General features: G+C 47.4%; 16 protein-coding genes. 12 read left to right on the top strand and 4 right to left on the bottom strand.

The features are described 5' to 3' along the window. Nucleotides 1–272: 272 nt before the first annotated feature. Nucleotides 273–1,385 carry a YheC/YheD family protein gene (locus tag O9H85_RS23265; RefSeq protein WP_269883805.1) on the bottom strand — a complete coding sequence of 371 codons (1,113 nt, stop codon included), beginning with the start codon at nucleotides 1,383–1,385 and terminating at the stop codon, nucleotides 273–275. 417 nt (nucleotides 1,386–1,802) lie between these two features. On the opposite strand from O9H85_RS23265, the gene O9H85_RS23270 reads away from it, so the two are divergent. The 5 genes from O9H85_RS23270 to O9H85_RS37520 all read left to right on the top strand — a co-directional run bounded on the left by O9H85_RS23270 (nucleotide 1,803) and on the right by O9H85_RS37520 (nucleotide 7,024). Next, nucleotides 1,803–3,308, top strand: a complete 1,506-nt coding sequence (locus O9H85_RS23270) for a malate:quinone oxidoreductase (protein WP_269883806.1) — start codon at nucleotides 1,803–1,805, stop codon at nucleotides 3,306–3,308. 334 nt (nucleotides 3,309–3,642) lie between these two features. After that, nucleotides 3,643–5,016 (top strand): S1C family serine protease, encoded by a 1,374-nt coding sequence (locus tag O9H85_RS23275; protein WP_269883807.1) that lies wholly within the window; start codon nucleotides 3,643–3,645, stop codon nucleotides 5,014–5,016. 121 nt (nucleotides 5,017–5,137) lie between these two features. Continuing rightward, nucleotides 5,138–5,566 (top strand): cation:proton antiporter domain-containing protein, encoded by a 429-nt coding sequence (locus tag O9H85_RS37510; RefSeq protein ID WP_333474246.1) that lies wholly within the window; start codon nucleotides 5,138–5,140, stop codon nucleotides 5,564–5,566. Between the two features lies 1 nt (nucleotide 5,567). Then, the gene (locus O9H85_RS37515) at nucleotides 5,568–6,314 is read left to right on the top strand and encodes a cation:proton antiporter domain-containing protein (protein ID WP_333474247.1); all 747 of its coding nucleotides are present in this window, start codon (nucleotides 5,568–5,570) and stop codon (nucleotides 6,312–6,314) included. Continuing rightward, the gene (locus tag O9H85_RS37520; RefSeq protein WP_333474248.1) at nucleotides 6,311–7,024 is read left to right on the top strand and encodes a cation:proton antiporter; all 714 of its coding nucleotides are present in this window, start codon (nucleotides 6,311–6,313) and stop codon (nucleotides 7,022–7,024) included. The genes O9H85_RS37515 and O9H85_RS37520 overlap by 4 nt, the downstream gene beginning before the upstream one ends. Before the next feature lie 247 nt (nucleotides 7,025–7,271). On the opposite strand, the gene O9H85_RS23285 is transcribed toward O9H85_RS37520, so the two are convergent. After that, entirely contained in the window at nucleotides 7,272–7,823 is a 552-nt protein-coding gene (locus O9H85_RS23285) for a hypothetical protein (RefSeq protein WP_269883808.1), read from the bottom strand. 223 nt (nucleotides 7,824–8,046) lie between these two features. Between O9H85_RS23285 and O9H85_RS23290 the strand changes: the two genes are divergently transcribed. The 7 genes from O9H85_RS23290 to O9H85_RS23320 all read left to right on the top strand — a co-directional run bounded on the left by O9H85_RS23290 (nucleotide 8,047) and on the right by O9H85_RS23320 (nucleotide 15,128). Continuing rightward, nucleotides 8,047–9,519 (top strand): GAF domain-containing protein, encoded by a 1,473-nt coding sequence (locus O9H85_RS23290; RefSeq protein ID WP_269883809.1) that lies wholly within the window; start codon nucleotides 8,047–8,049, stop codon nucleotides 9,517–9,519. Next, the gene (locus tag O9H85_RS23295; protein ID WP_269883810.1) at nucleotides 9,516–10,217 is read left to right on the top strand and encodes a sensor histidine kinase; all 702 of its coding nucleotides are present in this window, start codon (nucleotides 9,516–9,518) and stop codon (nucleotides 10,215–10,217) included. Before O9H85_RS23290 ends, O9H85_RS23295 begins: the two co-directional genes overlap by 4 nt. A 20-nt stretch (nucleotides 10,218–10,237) precedes the next feature. Continuing rightward, complete coding sequence (locus O9H85_RS23300) at nucleotides 10,238–10,876, top strand: response regulator transcription factor (protein ID WP_269883811.1); 639 nt, start codon at nucleotides 10,238–10,240, stop codon at nucleotides 10,874–10,876. Nucleotides 10,877–11,469: 593 nt separating this feature from the next. Then, nucleotides 11,470–12,276, top strand: a complete 807-nt coding sequence (locus tag O9H85_RS23305) for an NAD-dependent epimerase/dehydratase family protein (RefSeq protein WP_269883812.1) — start codon at nucleotides 11,470–11,472, stop codon at nucleotides 12,274–12,276. Between the two features lie 12 nt (nucleotides 12,277–12,288). Next, nucleotides 12,289–13,194, top strand: coding sequence for an aldo/keto reductase (locus O9H85_RS23310; protein WP_269883813.1), 906 nt, complete (start codon nucleotides 12,289–12,291; stop codon nucleotides 13,192–13,194). A gap of 23 nt (nucleotides 13,195–13,217) precedes the next feature. Beyond that, entirely contained in the window at nucleotides 13,218–14,192 is a 975-nt protein-coding gene (locus O9H85_RS23315; protein WP_269883814.1) for an aldo/keto reductase, read from the top strand. Nucleotides 14,193–14,207: 15 nt separating this feature from the next. Next, complete coding sequence (locus O9H85_RS23320) at nucleotides 14,208–15,128, top strand: NAD-dependent epimerase/dehydratase family protein (RefSeq protein ID WP_269883815.1); 921 nt, start codon at nucleotides 14,208–14,210, stop codon at nucleotides 15,126–15,128. Nucleotides 15,129–15,331: 203 nt separating this feature from the next. Here O9H85_RS23320 and O9H85_RS23325 read toward each other — a convergent pair whose 3' ends face one another. Next, on the bottom strand, nucleotides 15,332–16,450 hold the full coding sequence (locus O9H85_RS23325; RefSeq protein WP_269883816.1) for a GerAB/ArcD/ProY family transporter: 1,119 nt from the start codon (nucleotides 16,448–16,450) through the stop codon (nucleotides 15,332–15,334). Further along, entirely contained in the window at nucleotides 16,450–16,695 is a 246-nt protein-coding gene (locus O9H85_RS23330; RefSeq protein WP_269883817.1) for a hypothetical protein, read from the bottom strand. The genes O9H85_RS23325 and O9H85_RS23330 overlap by 1 nt, the downstream gene beginning before the upstream one ends.

Here is a 16,695-nt window from a genome sequence, read left to right on the forward strand (position 1 = left end):
TGGCTGCTTTGAAGGACTCCGATAAAGAGTTTTTCTTATTGGAAGATGTGCAACGATGCAAATGTTCCTACATTGATTGGTATGAAAAGTTTGAGAAATCAGGTTCAATTTTTTTATGTAGGAACCTTTGTGTCGTGGTAACACGCACAAAGGTTCCTACATTGTCGTTGTAAGACACAAATTTACCCAACTGGATCAGAACCAGGAAGAGGCGCCGCAGGCGGCAGTGAGACCGGTACACGTGGATGCAATTACCGGGAGCAGGCCGTCTCTTAAGAGGGACGGCGGCTTTTTATTTTTTCCAATAGACTGGACCGACGTTGTTCTATTAAATATTTGGCGTATCCCATCGGGTGGGCGCACGTTGCTTTCCAATTCTCTTTCATTCCGGCTTGGCGGAAGAGGACTCTCGGATCCATCGAATGGCATTCCAGCCAAAAAGGTTTGCCATCAGGTGAAAGCCCCAAGCGAAGTATAAGTTCCGCTTGATGCGGGAGATATCCGGTCAGCTGCCCTGCCACGCGAAGCGAGAAGTCCTCAATTGCCGCCTGTATTTCTTGTGGGGGAAGATTCGGAATTTGTAACTGCAGCAGGGTATCAAGATTGGACACGGAAGGTTTACTGGAAGATGAGCCGGTGAACCGGTATGTTGTTCCGCTAACCAACCAGTTTCCCGTAACGCAGCGCTGGACGCAGACACGTAGTTCCCACGGAAACCCGCGGTATTTAGGAAGCGGGACCTTCTGTTTAGCTATGAAGCAATCTTGGCTCAGCCAATAAAGCAGAACAGAGGGCAGGTTTGATTTTTTGAATTGCCAGTTGTTCTTAATGTGCTTGTTTCCGGTTTTGACGGTATAGGTCCATTTCCATACATTACCGGATATGCGGGTTAAGCTCATTTCTTCAGAGTTGCCTACATTTTCTCCGTCCGGTATCAAAATAAGCTTGTCATGAACCTTCATCATCAGGCGAAGGTTTGCCGCCGTGGCGCGAACTTGTTCAGGCAAATGTGGTTGAAGGCTCAAATCCTCCCTGAGCAGCTCATAGACAAATTGGCTTTCATATCGATTCAATCTGTTAAAGACAATCCTTCCGTCTTTGCACCAATCGTCTATCTTCTCATCGTCGTCCGGTGAGCTTTGTACGGCCCGATTATGGATAACGCGCGGGGCAGGGATCTGTTTTAATACATACCGGTTGTCTTCCTGAATGTAGGCATTCATCTGATTTGGCTCGATGTCGTCCAAACAAAAAAAGCAAGGCTTCACACCGTACTGCTTGCCGGCTTCCAAATACCATTGCAGTTCATTCGCTTGCGGAGTACCTTGTGAAATCAGATCATATTCCTGTTTGCTTACCAAGATCCCCACATAAGGATCGTTCATCGGATATCCACTCCTTCATTGGCTCGTATAAGAGGAACCGATGGGATGTTAATAACAGCTTATGTACTTACAGACAAGAGCGTATAGGCTGAAGCGGTGGGCAATGGACATGGTTTTCGCAGAGCTCATTCGACGAGTTAAATCTGATACCAAGCTTAGGTACAACCGGTCGAAAATAGCTATAGTGGAAGAAGAATTGCAGACTATCAGAATTATCCGGTAAGACTCTTCGCAGCACTTCTTGTCGAATAGCTTATAACTATCATATAATAGTATGTATTAATAAATATTTTAATCTATAGGGTTTTAATTGATCCAGAAAAGGTGTATGACTAGGTCGCACCCTGGCTTGCTGTAGCGCCTAAGCGGGAGCGCCTACATCCTTTCTGCAAATCTTAGGGTATAAGGATGGTAAAAATGAGCAACAGACAAACTAGTACAGACGTTATTTTAATTGGTGCTGGAATCATGAGTGCGACTTTGGGATCAATGCTGAAAGAATTAGTACCGGACTGGGAAATTACAGTGTTTGAGAAGCTCGCAAACACAGGAGAAGAAAGCTCTAACGAATGGAATAATGCGGGAACGGGGCATGCGGCACTATGCGAGCTTAACTACACCGTCGAACAACCGGACGGATCCATAGATATTAGCAAAGCAATAAAAATTAATGAACAATTTCAAGTTTCAATGCAGTTTTGGTCTTATCTTGTAAACAACAATCTGATACGTAATCCGCATGACTTTATCATGCCATTGCCTCATATGAGTTTAGTACAAGGGGAACGAAATGTAACGTTTTTAAAGAAACGGTTTGAAGCGCTGTCTAACAATCCCCTGTTTCAAGGGATGGAATTTTCCGATGACCCGGCAAAATTGATGGAATGGATTCCACTTATTATGAAAGAACGGACATCGAATGAACCTATAGCGGCAACAAGAATCGACTCTGGAACGGATGTCAATTTTGGCGCTTTAACGCGCATGCTGTTTGACCATTTAAAGAGTAAAAACGTCGATATAAAATTCAAGCATAGTGTTGATGATATTAAACGTACTAGCGACGGTTCATGGGAATTGAAAGTGCGGAATATCGATAGCGGTCAAGTCGAACACCATACTACAAAATTCGTCTTTATCGGAGGCGGGGGAGGAAGCCTGCATTTACTGCAAAAATCCGGTATTCCTGAAGGAAAACATATCGGAGGATTTCCGGTAAGCGGACTATTTATGGTGTGTAATAATCCGGATATTGTAGAGCAGCATAATGCAAAAGTATACGGCAAAGCTAAGGTTGGCGCTCCTCCAATGTCTGTTCCGCATCTTGACACAAGATATATCGATAATAAAAAATCGTTGCTCTTTGGACCGTTTGCAGGCTTCTCGCCAAAGTTTTTAAAATCCGGTTCCATGTTTGATTTGATCACTTCCGTAAAAACGGATAATCTCGTAACGATGCTCGCGGCAGGCGCAAAAAATATGTCATTGACAAAATACCTAATCGAGCAAGTTATGTTATCGAAAGAACAGCGCATGGAAGAGTTACGGGAGTTTATCCCAAGCGCCAAAAGCGAGGATTGGGACATCGTGGTAGCGGGTCAACGTGTGCAAGTTATCAAAGATACTGCTGCTGGCAAAGGAACGCTTCAATTTGGTACAGAAGTTGTTAGTGCGGCTGATGGCTCGATAGCCGCATTGCTCGGCGCTTCTCCGGGTGCTTCTACCGCCGTTCACGTCATGCTGGAGGTAATCAAAAAATGCTTCCCGCAACATATAAAAGCGTGGGAACCGCAATTAAAAGAAATGATTCCTTCTTATGGCGTATCACTATTGAAAGACCCAGCGCTTATCCAAGAAATTCATACTTCAACAGCGCAGACGCTTGGTCTAAACGAAAACTTGCCGTTACAGATAGCACGCTGAACCGTATTATAAGCTCATTCAGTCAGGGGTTCGCAGAAATGCGAATCCTTTTTAAGTTCTTGTCATTCAATTATTGCCGGATGACAAGAACTTAATCCCATTCCCGTTTTTGACAAGAACATGATCTCATTTTCACGCCTTCAACGCCATTTCAACGGCGATTGAAGGTTTTTTATTGCCTGCAACCGGACTGGAAAATCTTACTTCAAATCTTTTGCCTAGGCTTCATAAAGCTTTAAGTTGCTTTTAATATTGTAGGTTCAATATAGAGCTTGTAAGCAAGAAAACAAGCAGCTAAGCCATATTCATTAATCGAAACGGAGGGTGTCTATTTATGGAAAACAACAAAGATCATCAATATGAGAACCAAAATGATAACGATATGAAACAAGGGAAAGAGGAGTCGGGCAACATTAAGGTGACGCATCCCCGGCTGATCGAAAGCTATTCGACTTCCGGTAACGGCGGCGGCCGCGGTTTTTCCGGCAAAAGCGCCTTCGCAGCATTTATGGCCGGAGCGCTTGTCGTCTCCGGGCTCATGTTCGCCTCGGACAAAATGAATTTGTTCACCGGCCGCTCGCAGCCTTTGGCCACATCCGTTTCCGCAGCAGGTTCGGCGGCAGGAAGCAGCGGGGCCACTAAGGCCTCATACGATGCGTCGAACCCGAATTCAATCTCGACGATCGCCAAGAAGGCGAGTCCGGCCGTCGTGAAGATCGAGACGCTGGTCCAACCGGCTAAGCGGCAAACGAGAGGCTCCAACTCGTTCTTCGACCAGTTCTTCGGCGGTCAAGGGGGCGGCCAAAGCGGCCAGCAATCCCAGAGCGGCAGCGATACGCTGCAGCCTCAGGGCATCGGCTCAGGGTTTATATTCGAATCGTCCGGCTATATTTTGACCAATGAGCATGTGATTGACGGAGCCGACGAAATCGATGTGACCGTGCAGGGTTATGACAAGCCGTTCAAAGCCAAGCTGCTAGGCAGCAGCTACGATCTCGACCTGGCTGTGCTCAAGATCGAGAATAGCACCGCACTTCCTACGTTACCCATCGGCAACTCCGATAATACAAATGTAGGCGATTGGGTTGTGGCGATCGGCAATCCGTACGATTTCGACTACACGGTAACGTCAGGCCTTCTCAGCGCAAAGGATCGGCCGATCAGCATCGCAGACGAGAACGGCACACGTAACTACAAACACCTGATTCAAACCGATGCCGCGATTAATCCGGGCAACTCGGGCGGTCCGCTGCTGGGCATGAACGGCGAAGTGATCGGAATCAATACCGCAGTCAGCTCGCAAGCTCAAGGGATCGGCTTCGCGATTCCGAGCAGCACGATCAGCTCGGTTCTGAACGATTTGAAAAATAATGTCGCGATTCCGAAAGAAGCGTCTCCTTACATCGGAGTCAGTCTGCAGGATGTAACTGATGATATGCTGAACGATCTCCAGCTCAAAAATACGGATGGCGCGCTGGTAGCTGATGTGCAGGTAGGCAGTCCGGCGTTTGCGGCAGGTATTCGCTCCTATGATGTGATCGTAGCGGCAAACGGCAAGGCAGTCGCTACATCCGATGCCTTAACCAAAGTCGTTCAAGAAGCCAAGGTCGGCGACAAAATGGCGTTCACTATTATGCGCGGCGGCCAGAAGCAGGATGTTACCGTAACGATCGGCGACCGGAATCCAGCCGCGGCGAAGCAGAAATAAAGCTATCAAGAAAAGCACTTCTACTAAATGAGGTGCTTTTTCTTTTATGATCCTGCACAAGTATATATCCGTTCGCCCCCGTGAAAACTAAGCTTGAAATTTTAGGTAAAGGGGGACTCAAATGGACTTATTGATAACTGTAATTTTATTGTTGGTTTGTTTATTAGTATCTAATATTGTCAGCCACTACATTCCTTCCATTCCGAGTCCATTGATTCAAATTTTTTTCGGGATCGGCATTGCACTGGCATTTAAAGATATTTCCTTGGACATCGAAACAGAGTGGTTTTTGCTGCTGTTTGTCGCCCCGCTTCTGTACAATGACGGAAAACATTTCCCTCGCGAAGAGCTGTGGAACATGAGAGCCCCAATCTTTGGGAATGCCATCATCCTCGTTCTATTAACGACGATTGCCGGGGGATATTTTATTCACTGGCTCATCCCTTCGATTCCTTTGGCCGCAGCCTTCGCATTGTCTGCTATCCTATCGCCGACCGATCCGGTAGCGGTGAACGGGATGGATTGCCAAGCGGATTCGGATTCCCGATAAGGTGCTGCATTTGGTAAGAGGGGAATCGCTCATCAACGATGCGTCGGGTTTGGTTGCGTTTAATTACGCGGTAGCAGCCGTGGTGACAGGATACTTCTCGCTGAAAGAGGCGGTTTTCGATTTTACTTTTATGTTTCTAGCTGGGGCAATCCTTGGGTTAGTACTTGGACTGCTGATCACAGGGATACGGTTCGTTTTGCGGAAGCAGGGAATTAATGACGTTACGTTTCATTCACTGCTGCAGGTCATTACGCCGTTCGTTATTTATTACATGACGGAGCATCTGCTGCATGCTTCGGGCGTCATTGCCGTTGTCGTAGCCGGTATTGTTCAGGCATTAGTGCAAGAGCGTACGGAAACCATGATCCCCGAAGAGCAGGTACTTACCGAAAATATTTGGTCCGTCGTATCCTATGTATTAAACGGAGTCGTGTTCCTCCTGCTAGGAATGAATATCCCTTCCTCCATTAACGAGACGGTGGCTAATCCGGATATAGGTAACGCGTTAGCCATAGGATACGCAATAGCTTTCGGGGTTGCGATTATCGGCATTCGTTTTATTTGGTCATACTTCTTCGCTTCTTACGAATATCGCTTCGATAAATCCAAGTCCGCAGCCAAGCCGAGCCTGAAAACAACCTTGATAGTCAGCTTTACAGGAGTCCGTGGCGCGGTGACTATGGCTGGCGTGCTCTCCATCCCTTTCCTGGTGGCAAGTGTGGAGAGCCGTTTCCGGAGCGTTCCTTGATCCTTTTCTTGGCGGCAGCGGTGATTCTATTTACCTTACTCGCAGCATCTGTATTCCTGCCACTCATTAGTAAAGAAGAATCGGAGGAAGGGGAGACAAGGAAAAGAATGGACGTAGATGAAGCCAAGCGAAAATTGCTGCTGTCAACGATTAAGAAGCTGCGGCTCGAAATGAATGAAGAAAATGAAAACGAAGTTTTTGAATTAATTGATGAGTATAAAAGCATGTTTCAAAAAATGGCCCTCGAACCTTCGAATCTATACCAGCAACGGCTGAACGAAATTCGGCTGCTTGCCTTACGGGCCGAAAGAAAGTATATCCAAGACGAAATGAAAAAGGGAGCAATGGAAAAAGAGGTATTCGAATCGTTCGAAAAATCATTAGACAGTCGTGAAGAAGCGCTCGCGAGCAATGTCTCGTCGGGAATCGCCTTCCTGATTGGAAAATTGATCAGAGGGTGGAAACGATCTAGAATTTATTACTCAAAAGACCGGGATGATCGAATCGCCAAGCTACGCGCAGTTCTGGATGTTCAAATCAAGGCGCTGCAATCAGCGCTTTTCGCCTTGGAATATTATTCCAAAGAGCGAGGGGACAAGGATTTGGTTCATGCGGTGACATTAGAATATAAAAGAATAATCGATCGATTAAGGAAACCGACTGCACCGTTTCATAAGAAGAAGCAAGCTCAAAAAGAAGAGTTCGGTTAAAGATGATGGATATTGAACGTTCGGAAATCAGGAGAATGTTTGAAGCCGCGGAAATCAACAGAGACATTGCGAATGAGTTGAGGAGATTTTTGAATTCCATTGAAAGTGTGACGTTATATGAGTATGTCGAATAATCGCGTGTCGCCGAACAATCGGATGATGTCCGACGACACAACTAAATTAGTCAGTAAAATGATATTCCGTCTGCAAAACGCTGGACTCATGGCTCTTTTTCTGTTTACTGTTTTTAAGTTTCCTTCGATGGATTTAATTTACCAGTCCAGATGGTGTAGCCCATGCCAGCATAAGCTAATCCCCAGAAGAATGCAAAATATTTGTTGTCTTCGGTCGGCAGCGCCATGGATAAAAGCATCATGACCAACAAAGCGATGATCCAGCGGGGAAATACGTTCGCTCGGTAGGATAGAAATGTAAATACCAGCGTTCCTCCAGTCAAACCAATAAATAATAACATGTGCAAAATGGCGAAAGCCACACCATCCGGATTCATTGACGGATCGGCGGATTCAATCGTAGACCACAGCACGCAGGTTGTAACGATATTACCGATAATGATAGCAAGAACTGTAATAAATTCACCTACCCCAGTTTCCCTCGATTGGACCATAAATGTTGCAATCGTGCCGACGGACATTAGAATACTTGCGATGAACCCAAAGGTCAGCTCGGGTGAGCTATCCGTCCCCCAGATGAGGGAGCTTGGCGTCATCCCCATACGGCTAATACCTGCCAGCAAACAAATCATACCCAACCATCGAATCACTCTTGTTTCACTCATTTTTTTTACAACCTCCCAATCAATTATCGTTACGTTAACGAACTTGATTATAGTTAATGGAGGATCATGGAAAACAGAGCAGGGTTCTCACAATATTCGGGGAATCGAGACAGGGACATTTTTGGGAAATCCGGGAAGCCAGCCGGGAAGTTACGGTTTCTCCGTATTCAGGCCGCGGCAAGCTCGCTATAATAGAGGTATATTTAAAATCGGAGGGGGATTCATGCAACAATTGCAAGATCGGATTGCCGATCGAACAGCAGAACCCGCAGCCCGGCTCCCCCAAAAGGGGTTCCTTGTCTGCCTCCAGCTTCTGGCAGCCTTGTTCTCGCTGATTACGGCAGTGTTATATTCGACAGGGATTCCCATATACTACCATAAACTTGTTTCATCTTGTATTGTAAACGGTTGCGGCAACTGGGTGCCGGCAATGCCCCTTGATAATGGGGGGACGATTCACCTGTCACTGGAGACCTATGCAGTCATTTTCGTGTGTATCGATGTTATTTTTACGTTTGCTTATTATGCGGCTGCACTGCTCATTTTTTGGAAAGGATTTCGCGAACCGATGGCCATACTAGCCGCCTTGGCGATGGTTACGTTCGGCACCTCCTTTCCTTCTTTAACCTCCGTCGCTTTTCAGGGGAATGCTGCTCAAGAGTGGTGGTTTGCATTTGCAGCTACTCTCGGCTGGATTGGATTATCGCTGTTGTTTTTGCTCTTTCCTAACGGTTCGTTTGTGCCGAGATGGACAGTCGGGGTCTTTATCTTGATAGTGATCGTTAATGTCAGCAGTTTTTTTAATCATGGGATTATATGGAACGTATTTAGTGGTTCCGCTTACCTTTTAGCTTTGTGGTATATAGGCTTGACGCTAATACTTATTTATTCACAATTATTCCGGTTTCTGAAAGTGTCCTCGCCGTCGCAGCGCCAGCAAACCAAATGGGTTGTGTACGGGCTCGCCGTTGGCATGATCGGGTTTGTCGGGATGAGCATATTATTCGACCCCCGCCTGAATGACGGAAGCGCCATAACTTATGTGTATCTCAATGCGATTATTAATTTATGTTTACTTGCAATTCCGTTCACGTTTACTATGGCTGTGCTGAGGCACCGGTTGTGGGATATCGATCCGCTTGTCAAGAGAACGCTGGTATATAGCGCTTTGACTCTTTGTGTGGCAGCGATCTATATCTTTTCGGTTTTTTACTTGAGCCGCTTATTTGAGACAAAAAATAATCTCATGATCTCCTTAGCGTCGACGGCCATAGTGGCGGTCGCATTTGCTCCACTGAAGGAAAAGCTGCAGCGGCTCGTTAACCGGATGCTGAAAGGCCGCCACGACGATCCTTATGCGGTTTTGCTGGAACTGGGAAGTCAGCTTGTTCAGCCGATGGCTCCGGAGGCGATGCTGGAAGCTCTCGCTTCTAGCATTAAGGAATCGCTGCGGTTGCCTTATACAGGCATTGCAATAGGAGTGGGGGGACAGGATGCTTTCGTCGCTTCGTCTGGAGAGCCCGTTCATGAGGTGCTGTCCTTTCCCATCATCTACCGTGATGAAAGGCTTGGTACGCTGTACTTATCCAGCCGTTCTCCCGGAGAAGCCTTCTCATCTGAGGACAATAAGTTCCTGGATGTGCTTCTGCATCAATCGGGACCCATCGTCGAAAATGTGAATATGACATTAGTATGAAGCTGCTGGCCAAAGATTTGCAGGAATCCCGGGAAAAGCTGGTCCTGGCGAGAGAGGAGGAACGCCGGCAAATTCGCAAAAATTTGCATGATGATCTAGCTCCTCGTCTTGCGGCTCTGGCGCTCAATGTGGCTACGGCCGAGAAATATGTCGTGAAGAAGCCCGATATTGCTATTGAGATGCTGGGGGACCTCAGGAAGGTTATACGTGCGACGGTGGATGAGATCCGGACACTCGTTCATGATTTGCGTCCGCCATCTCTGGATGAACTCGGATTGATCAGTGCGATCGAAGAGAGAATCAGCGAACTGAATAAGCCGGCCAGGCTGCTCGCGGATGAGCAGGGAATCGTACCTATTCACATCCATCTGCATGAGCCACCGCTGCTTCCGGATCTACCGGCGGCGGTGGAAGTAGCTGCTTACCGTATTGTCACAGAATCGCTGGTCAACGTGATTAAGCACAGCCAAGCAACCGAGTGTACAGTCAAACTTCACGTGTCGTCATTAAATCAATTGGTAATAGAAGTGACGGATAACGGCACGGGTCTTGACCCTTCTTACACACTAAGGCTTCCGGGTAAGGGGGGGATCGGACTCCACTCGCTACGAGAGAGGGCAGCGGAATTAGGTGGAGAATGTTCAATAGAACAAGTAGAGCGTGGCGGCACACGGGTGCTGGCCATATTGCCGATTTAATAGAAGGAGGAGAATGGGCGTTGAGAATCGTTATTGCAGAAGACCATCCGTTATTTCGCAGCGGTGTACGCAACTTGCTGAGGACCACGGACGATCTTGAAGTCGTTGGGGAAGCGGCATCCGGGGAGGAGGCGTTGGCGCTTGTGGAGCAGCTGCAGCCCGATCTGGTGCTTATGGATATCCGAATGCCCGGTATTAATGGTATCGAAGCGACGCGTTTGATCAAAGAGAAACACCCGGCGATTGAGGTGTTGATCCTGACGATGTTTAGAGACGACCAATCGGTTTTTACCGCGATGCGGGTAGGCGCAAAAGGTTACATCCTTAAGGATTCGGACGAGGATGAGCTGCTGCAATCCATTCGGATGGCAGGCAGCGGCGGTGCTGTATTTAGCTCGGATATTGCAGGCCGGATGATGCAATATTTTTCCCAGCCACACACCGTTCCTTCGGATGATCCTACCTTCTCAGAGCTCACGAAACGCGAGTTGGAAATTTTGGAGCGGATTGCGGAGGGTGACAATAACGCCGAGATCGCCAAACGACTGCATATCAGCAATAAGACGGTGGCCAACTATGTCTCGAACATTCTAAACAAGCTACAGGTCTCAGACCGTAATGCAGCCAAACGATTGGTCCAAAAATCACGTGAAGAATAGACCGAATGCGCGCGATCGCTATATAATCAATACAATAAAGCCTCCCGACCACCACTTTGAAAGTAGGGCGGGAGGTTTTTATTAGTTAATAAGAATATATAAGTTTTCGCAACTTATAGCCTCGCATCAACCCTGGTAAACGCGCTGGTCCTTGTAAGACAAGGACGGTGTAGCCGGTTATCCTAGCGCGTAAATTTTCTGGGGAAGATTCCCAGCATCCTATTTTATTCCGTAGGCGACCTTACTTTTGACCTGTACGCGAGCGACAACGGCACGATCAAACACAGCATTATGTGTTAGAAATCGAAACGCCGCAAGGCGCAGTAGTTTCCAAGCCGATAAGGTATAAGAAGCCGATGACATCGGGCGGGACTTCAACAACAGGACCTGCATCGACTCCGGCAACGCCAAATAGGCTTCACCAAGCAATGGCCTCAATCACTAGCGCTGCGCAGGTGATCCCTAGATTGAAGCAGGGAGATAATAATTCCATTGCTTACATGAAGGTAACTAACTGATAAACTTTTCAGTTCTTATTAGGTGGCAGTTTTTCTTTTATAATAAATTTAAACGTAGGGAAAGGAGAAAAGACCTTGAACATACTTATTACAGGTGCATCAGGGAGCGTAGGCTCCGGAGCGGCGGAAGCGCTTTCTGAAGATCATGAGCTGCGTCTATCGGACGTGGCGAAAGTCAATGCGGAGTTTTCATTTTATGAAGCTGACGTTCGGGAGCCTGGAACATTAGATGAGGCGTCCCAAGGAGTAGACATCATCATCCATACCCCCGCTTATCATGGCATACATACGGGGAAGCACTCGGAGCAAGAGTTTTATGATCTGAATGTAACAGGCACGTTTCATATGTTCCAGTCCGCTGTTCGTAACCAAGTCCGTCGTGTCGTTTGGTTACCCAGTATGTCCTTTTACGGCTCCAGCTTCTATTCGTATACGAAAAAAATCGGCGAGCAGCTATGCGAGTTTTACCACGAACGGCACGGGATCGAGGTGATCATGCTCCGGCCGGCGGACTTTACTCCATTTCGCGATCTACTTCATTATGGTGAAAGGATGCTGCATGGCGGAGTTGACCGCCGGGACGTGATTCAAGCAGTCGTCCAAGCGGTAAATTGCCCGACGCCATTCAGGTACTATCATATCATTAGACAAGACCCGTTTACCGAGGAGGATTTGCAAGAGTATTCGGAATCTCCGATCGGAGTATGGGATAAGACGTATCCAGGCGCAGGAGAGATGATTCGCAAGCATGATTTTAAGCTCCCTAACCAGATTCGCGTGTCGGATTTGACTAAAGAGAGGAACGAGCTCGGGTATGTTCCCCGCTATAATTTCGGTACTTTTCTTAAGGAATATGAGGCAGGCATTACAAAAAATCGTTAGGGAGGAATCAGGATGCAAAAAACAGTGCTGGGCAGAACAGGGCTAGAGGTGACACGACTCGGTTTCGGGGCGATGGAAATTCGCGGACCGCGGATTTGGAGCGGCCGACCCGTTACGGATGATGAGGCGGATCAAATTTTAAATGCCGTTCTCGATGCTGGCATCAATTTCATCGATACCGCGTATGATTACGGTTTAAGCGAAGAGTATATCGGTCGCTTCATCAGCCGCCGCCGCAGCGAATATATCCTGGCCACCAAGTGCGGTTGTACGGTCGTCAATTGCGGGGATCACGATGAAACGCCTCACGTATGGACGAGGGATAATCTTCTCCATAACATTGAAACGAGCTTGCAGAGAATGAAAACGGATTATATCGATTTGCTCCAACTCCATAATCCGACCGTCGAACAGACCGAGGAAGGAAACCTGGTGGAAATTCTCCGAGAAATCCAGACATCCGGCAAGGTACGCTGGATCGGCATTTCCTCCACGCTACCGCATATTTCGAAATACATTGAGTCCGGCGTGTTCGACAGCTTCCAGATTCCTTACTCGGCCTTGGAAAGAGACCACGAGAACGTTATTTCCGACGCAGCGCGATCGGGCGCGGGCACCATCATTCGGGGCGGCGTCGGTCGAGGTGAGCCGGGAGCGGGGCTAGGGAATAAGGACCGTTGGGCCGTCTGGGAGAAGGCTCGGTTAGATGAGCTCCTGGATGAAGGAGAAAGCCGTACCGGATTCTTATTGCGTTTTACGCTCAGTCATCCGCATATGGCTAGTACGATTGTAGGGACCAAGAACCCGGAGCATTTAGCGGAAAATTTACGGATTGCCGTGAAGGGCTCGCTGCCGGCCGATGTTTATGAGGAAGCGAAGCGGCGCCTTCAATCGGTCGGGCAAGGACCGGAAGCATAATCATTATTTAAAGAGGTGATATCGTGGAATATCGTGTATTGGGACGTTCGGGTTTAAAGGTGAGCGAGGTCAGCTTGGGCTGTTGGGCGATAGGAGGACCGTCGTGGCGGGATGGGAATCCCGTGGGTTGGTCCGGCAACAATGATAACGAATCACTTGCAGGTTTGCGTAGGGCGCATGAACTCGGCATTAATCATTTCGATACGGCAGATGTGTATGGTGACGGGCATTCGGAGAGGGTGATCGGGAAATTTTTGCAGGAGGTTCCGCGTGAATCCGTCATTATTGCTTCCAAAGTAGGCTGGTTCAAGGGGACCGCACCGAACGCGATGCAGCCGATTCATATTCGTCACCAGCTCGAGCAGACGCTTACGAATTTGGGCACGGACTATTTGGATATTTATTATTTTCATAATGCGAATTTCGGCCCGAATGACCAATTTCTTGAAGATGCGGCTGAAATGATGCGCGAGCTGCAGAAGGAAGGCAAAGTACGTGTTATCGGTCAGTCTGCATACAGTTATGCGGATTTTATGCGGGTTTGCCCGGTAACTCGTCCGGATGTTCTGCAATTCCATTACAATGCATTCGGTAATCAATTCGATCAACCGGAAACCAATCTATTCCGTTGGGCAGAAGAACAAAATGTGGGCATGGTGCTGTTTGGCCCGCTAGCCCAGGGGCTGCTGCTGGATAAGTTTGATCCAGATAACCCGCCTCAGTTCGGTGAGGGAGATATCCGTTCATCCAATCAGTCCTATTCACGGGAACGTTTGCTTGAAATCCGCCGCAAACTTCAGCCCATCAAGGAGCGCCTCGGCAGCGAAGCGCAGGATCTGGTTCGAGCAGCCATTCAATATGCTCTGGCAAAATCTCCAAATGCCTGTGTCATCCCCGGGTTTAAAAATGCCCGCCAAGTGGAATCCAATGCCCAGGCTGCCGGCAAACCGCTGACTACTCAAGAAGCCGAATTTATTCAACAAATATTACGTGGATAAAAGGAGCCTACTAGCATGAAAGTTTTGATTACAGGCGCCGGCGGCAATCTTGGACGGGTTCTCGGTCCAGCTTTGGAGGAAAAAGGGTATGAGCCGGTTCTGATGGATTATCGGGACATTGAAACTCCTTACCTTTTTATTCGAGGAGATGTAACGAATAAGGCGGATGTACTCAAAGCCGTCCAAGGTTCGGACGCGATCGTTCATGCCGCCGCTTTGCACGGAATTCATCTCTCCAAATATTCACGGGATGATTTTTGGAAATTAAACGTACAGGGAACGTATAACGTCTATGATGCCGCTTTAGAATGCGGGGTCGGTAAAATTTTATTATGCAGTACGATGGGCGTATACGGCAAAAGTATCCAAGGGTCGCAGGATGGCTTTGCTGCGGTTACGGAACAACTCCCCTTGAAGCCTAAAGACTTCTACGGCATGAGCAAAACCTTATGTGAAGAGATCGGGCAATATTACAACCGCAGCAACCGAATTTCAACGATTGCCTACCGGTTGGGCATGTTCGTTCCGGAGGACTACATCCGGTACGGCTTCCGTTTGCTGAAAGGCGGCGTTGATGACCGGGATGTGGCGCAAGCCTTCCTGCTTGGACTTGAGAATGATTCGATTGATTTCGATGCTTTTAACATTATGGCGGAAGTCCCATTTTCCAAGGAAGAACTTAACTGTTTTAGAAAAGAGCCGGCTTCGTTCATGGAAGAACGGTATCCGGGACTTTCAGAGTTGATCGCGCGGCGAGGACAAAAAGCGGAAGAGCTTTTACAAATGTGGGGGTATACGCATTGGTCGATCGAGAAAGCGAAAGAACGGCTTGGTTATAAGCCAACTTATAACTTCAAGGAATTTTACACTGCTTTGAGGGAAGGGCATGAAGAAAGCTATTACCCCTATGCAAATCTTCCTTGGTGGGGCATGTAAGATCGGATATTTCATTAAATCCGCAATTATTGTCGTACTGGTTGTCAGATGTCAAGAACAATATCTCATAAAAAGTCGCATATAATGCGGCTTTTTCATTTTATGGGATAAAGTTCTTCTCATTTGACGATGACAAGAACTTTAGAGTTTAAGGGCTACCGGATTCTTTTGCACCTTGTAGAGTCAAAAGGGACCATGATGTTTTAACGTCTTGTCCTCTCACCAGCCGGACGCAGATGGTCTCTTTGTTTCTTAATAAGGGTTAAGAAGGCAAGGACGAGCGGGATGATTAAGGCAGGAGGCAATATCGAAAAGGGAAGAATCGTGTAATTATACCAATCCAGCTCTGTCGGGCGAATAAAGCTGCGCAAGGCAACGGCGAAAAACAATAGCCCAATCGGTAAAATGAACGGTGTCGCATCCTTTATACGAAACACATCTCCGAAGATTTGCATGAACCAATAGTGCGTTACAATAGTCTCGAACAAAGTAAATATCGTCCAAATTCCGATGATGATGATCTCAATCCGCTCTAGATAAAGGCCGACTCGTACTAATTGAATGGAAGAAAAGAAAGGGTACATCGCCGATTTCGTCAGATTCATGCCGAGCGAGCCGATCGTTAAATAGATTGCGATCAGCAGGTATACATTAGTGAGGATCAGGCTGACAGAGGAGCTGAGCATAAGTTTCTTCAAGTTACCGACTCTGTGGAACAAGAAGACGAGACCGATCGCTTTTCCAAATGGAAAAGAAAAAGAAAGCAGAGCTCCGTAAGCGATATCCGAGAGACGGCTTTGAAATTGCGGCAAAAATGGATTAGTATCTACGTTACGGAGGATCAGCACACAGATAATGGTTATCGAGACCAGAAACAGCGGCAGCATCAGCTGAACGGTACGAGCTATCGTTTCGAGTCCTAAATAAACAGCATACGACGTGACCAACACCAACATCAGTATAATCAGTTCGGGTGGAGTGTATGGAAGTATGGCTGTCATATAAAACAACGACAACGCACGAAGCGTCAAAACCGTAAGTCCGACCGAATCGATGAGGTAGAAGAAGATGATCGCTTTTCCCAGCCATTTTCCGAGCAAAAGCTCGATTATTTCGGTCATGCTCTTGTTAGGATGCTGAAGCTGCACATACTTCATCAGCCACATAACAAAAATACCACCGATAACGCCCAGCAAGTTGGCGATCCACACGTCCTGCTGCAAAATCTTCGCGTTATACAAAAATAGCGTCGAGAAGCCCGATAAATAAGTAAAGCAAAGACATCCGAATTGGAAGTTAGTGATCTTCTCCTTGGCGCCCATTATAATTCCTCCACATGAATTTGCAAAAGATGGAGCACATAATCGGATAAAGGCTGGAACAAAGCCCGGTTCACCTTTTGCACTGTCGGCCAGTATGCCGCAGTGGCCGGCACGAAGTAGCCGGTAATAAAAAGAGTCAAAACAAGAAGCAGAACCGCTTCGGCCTTTTGCCTTTTTTTCCACATTCTGATCGTTTGCCTTAGCCCGTAAAATAAGTTCGCGATGCAAACGAGGGCAGTAATCAT

Source organism: Paenibacillus gyeongsangnamensis (genome assembly GCF_027533625.1).
Lineage (GTDB): Bacteria > Bacillota > Bacilli > Paenibacillales > NBRC-103111 > Paenibacillus_G > Paenibacillus_G gyeongsangnamensis.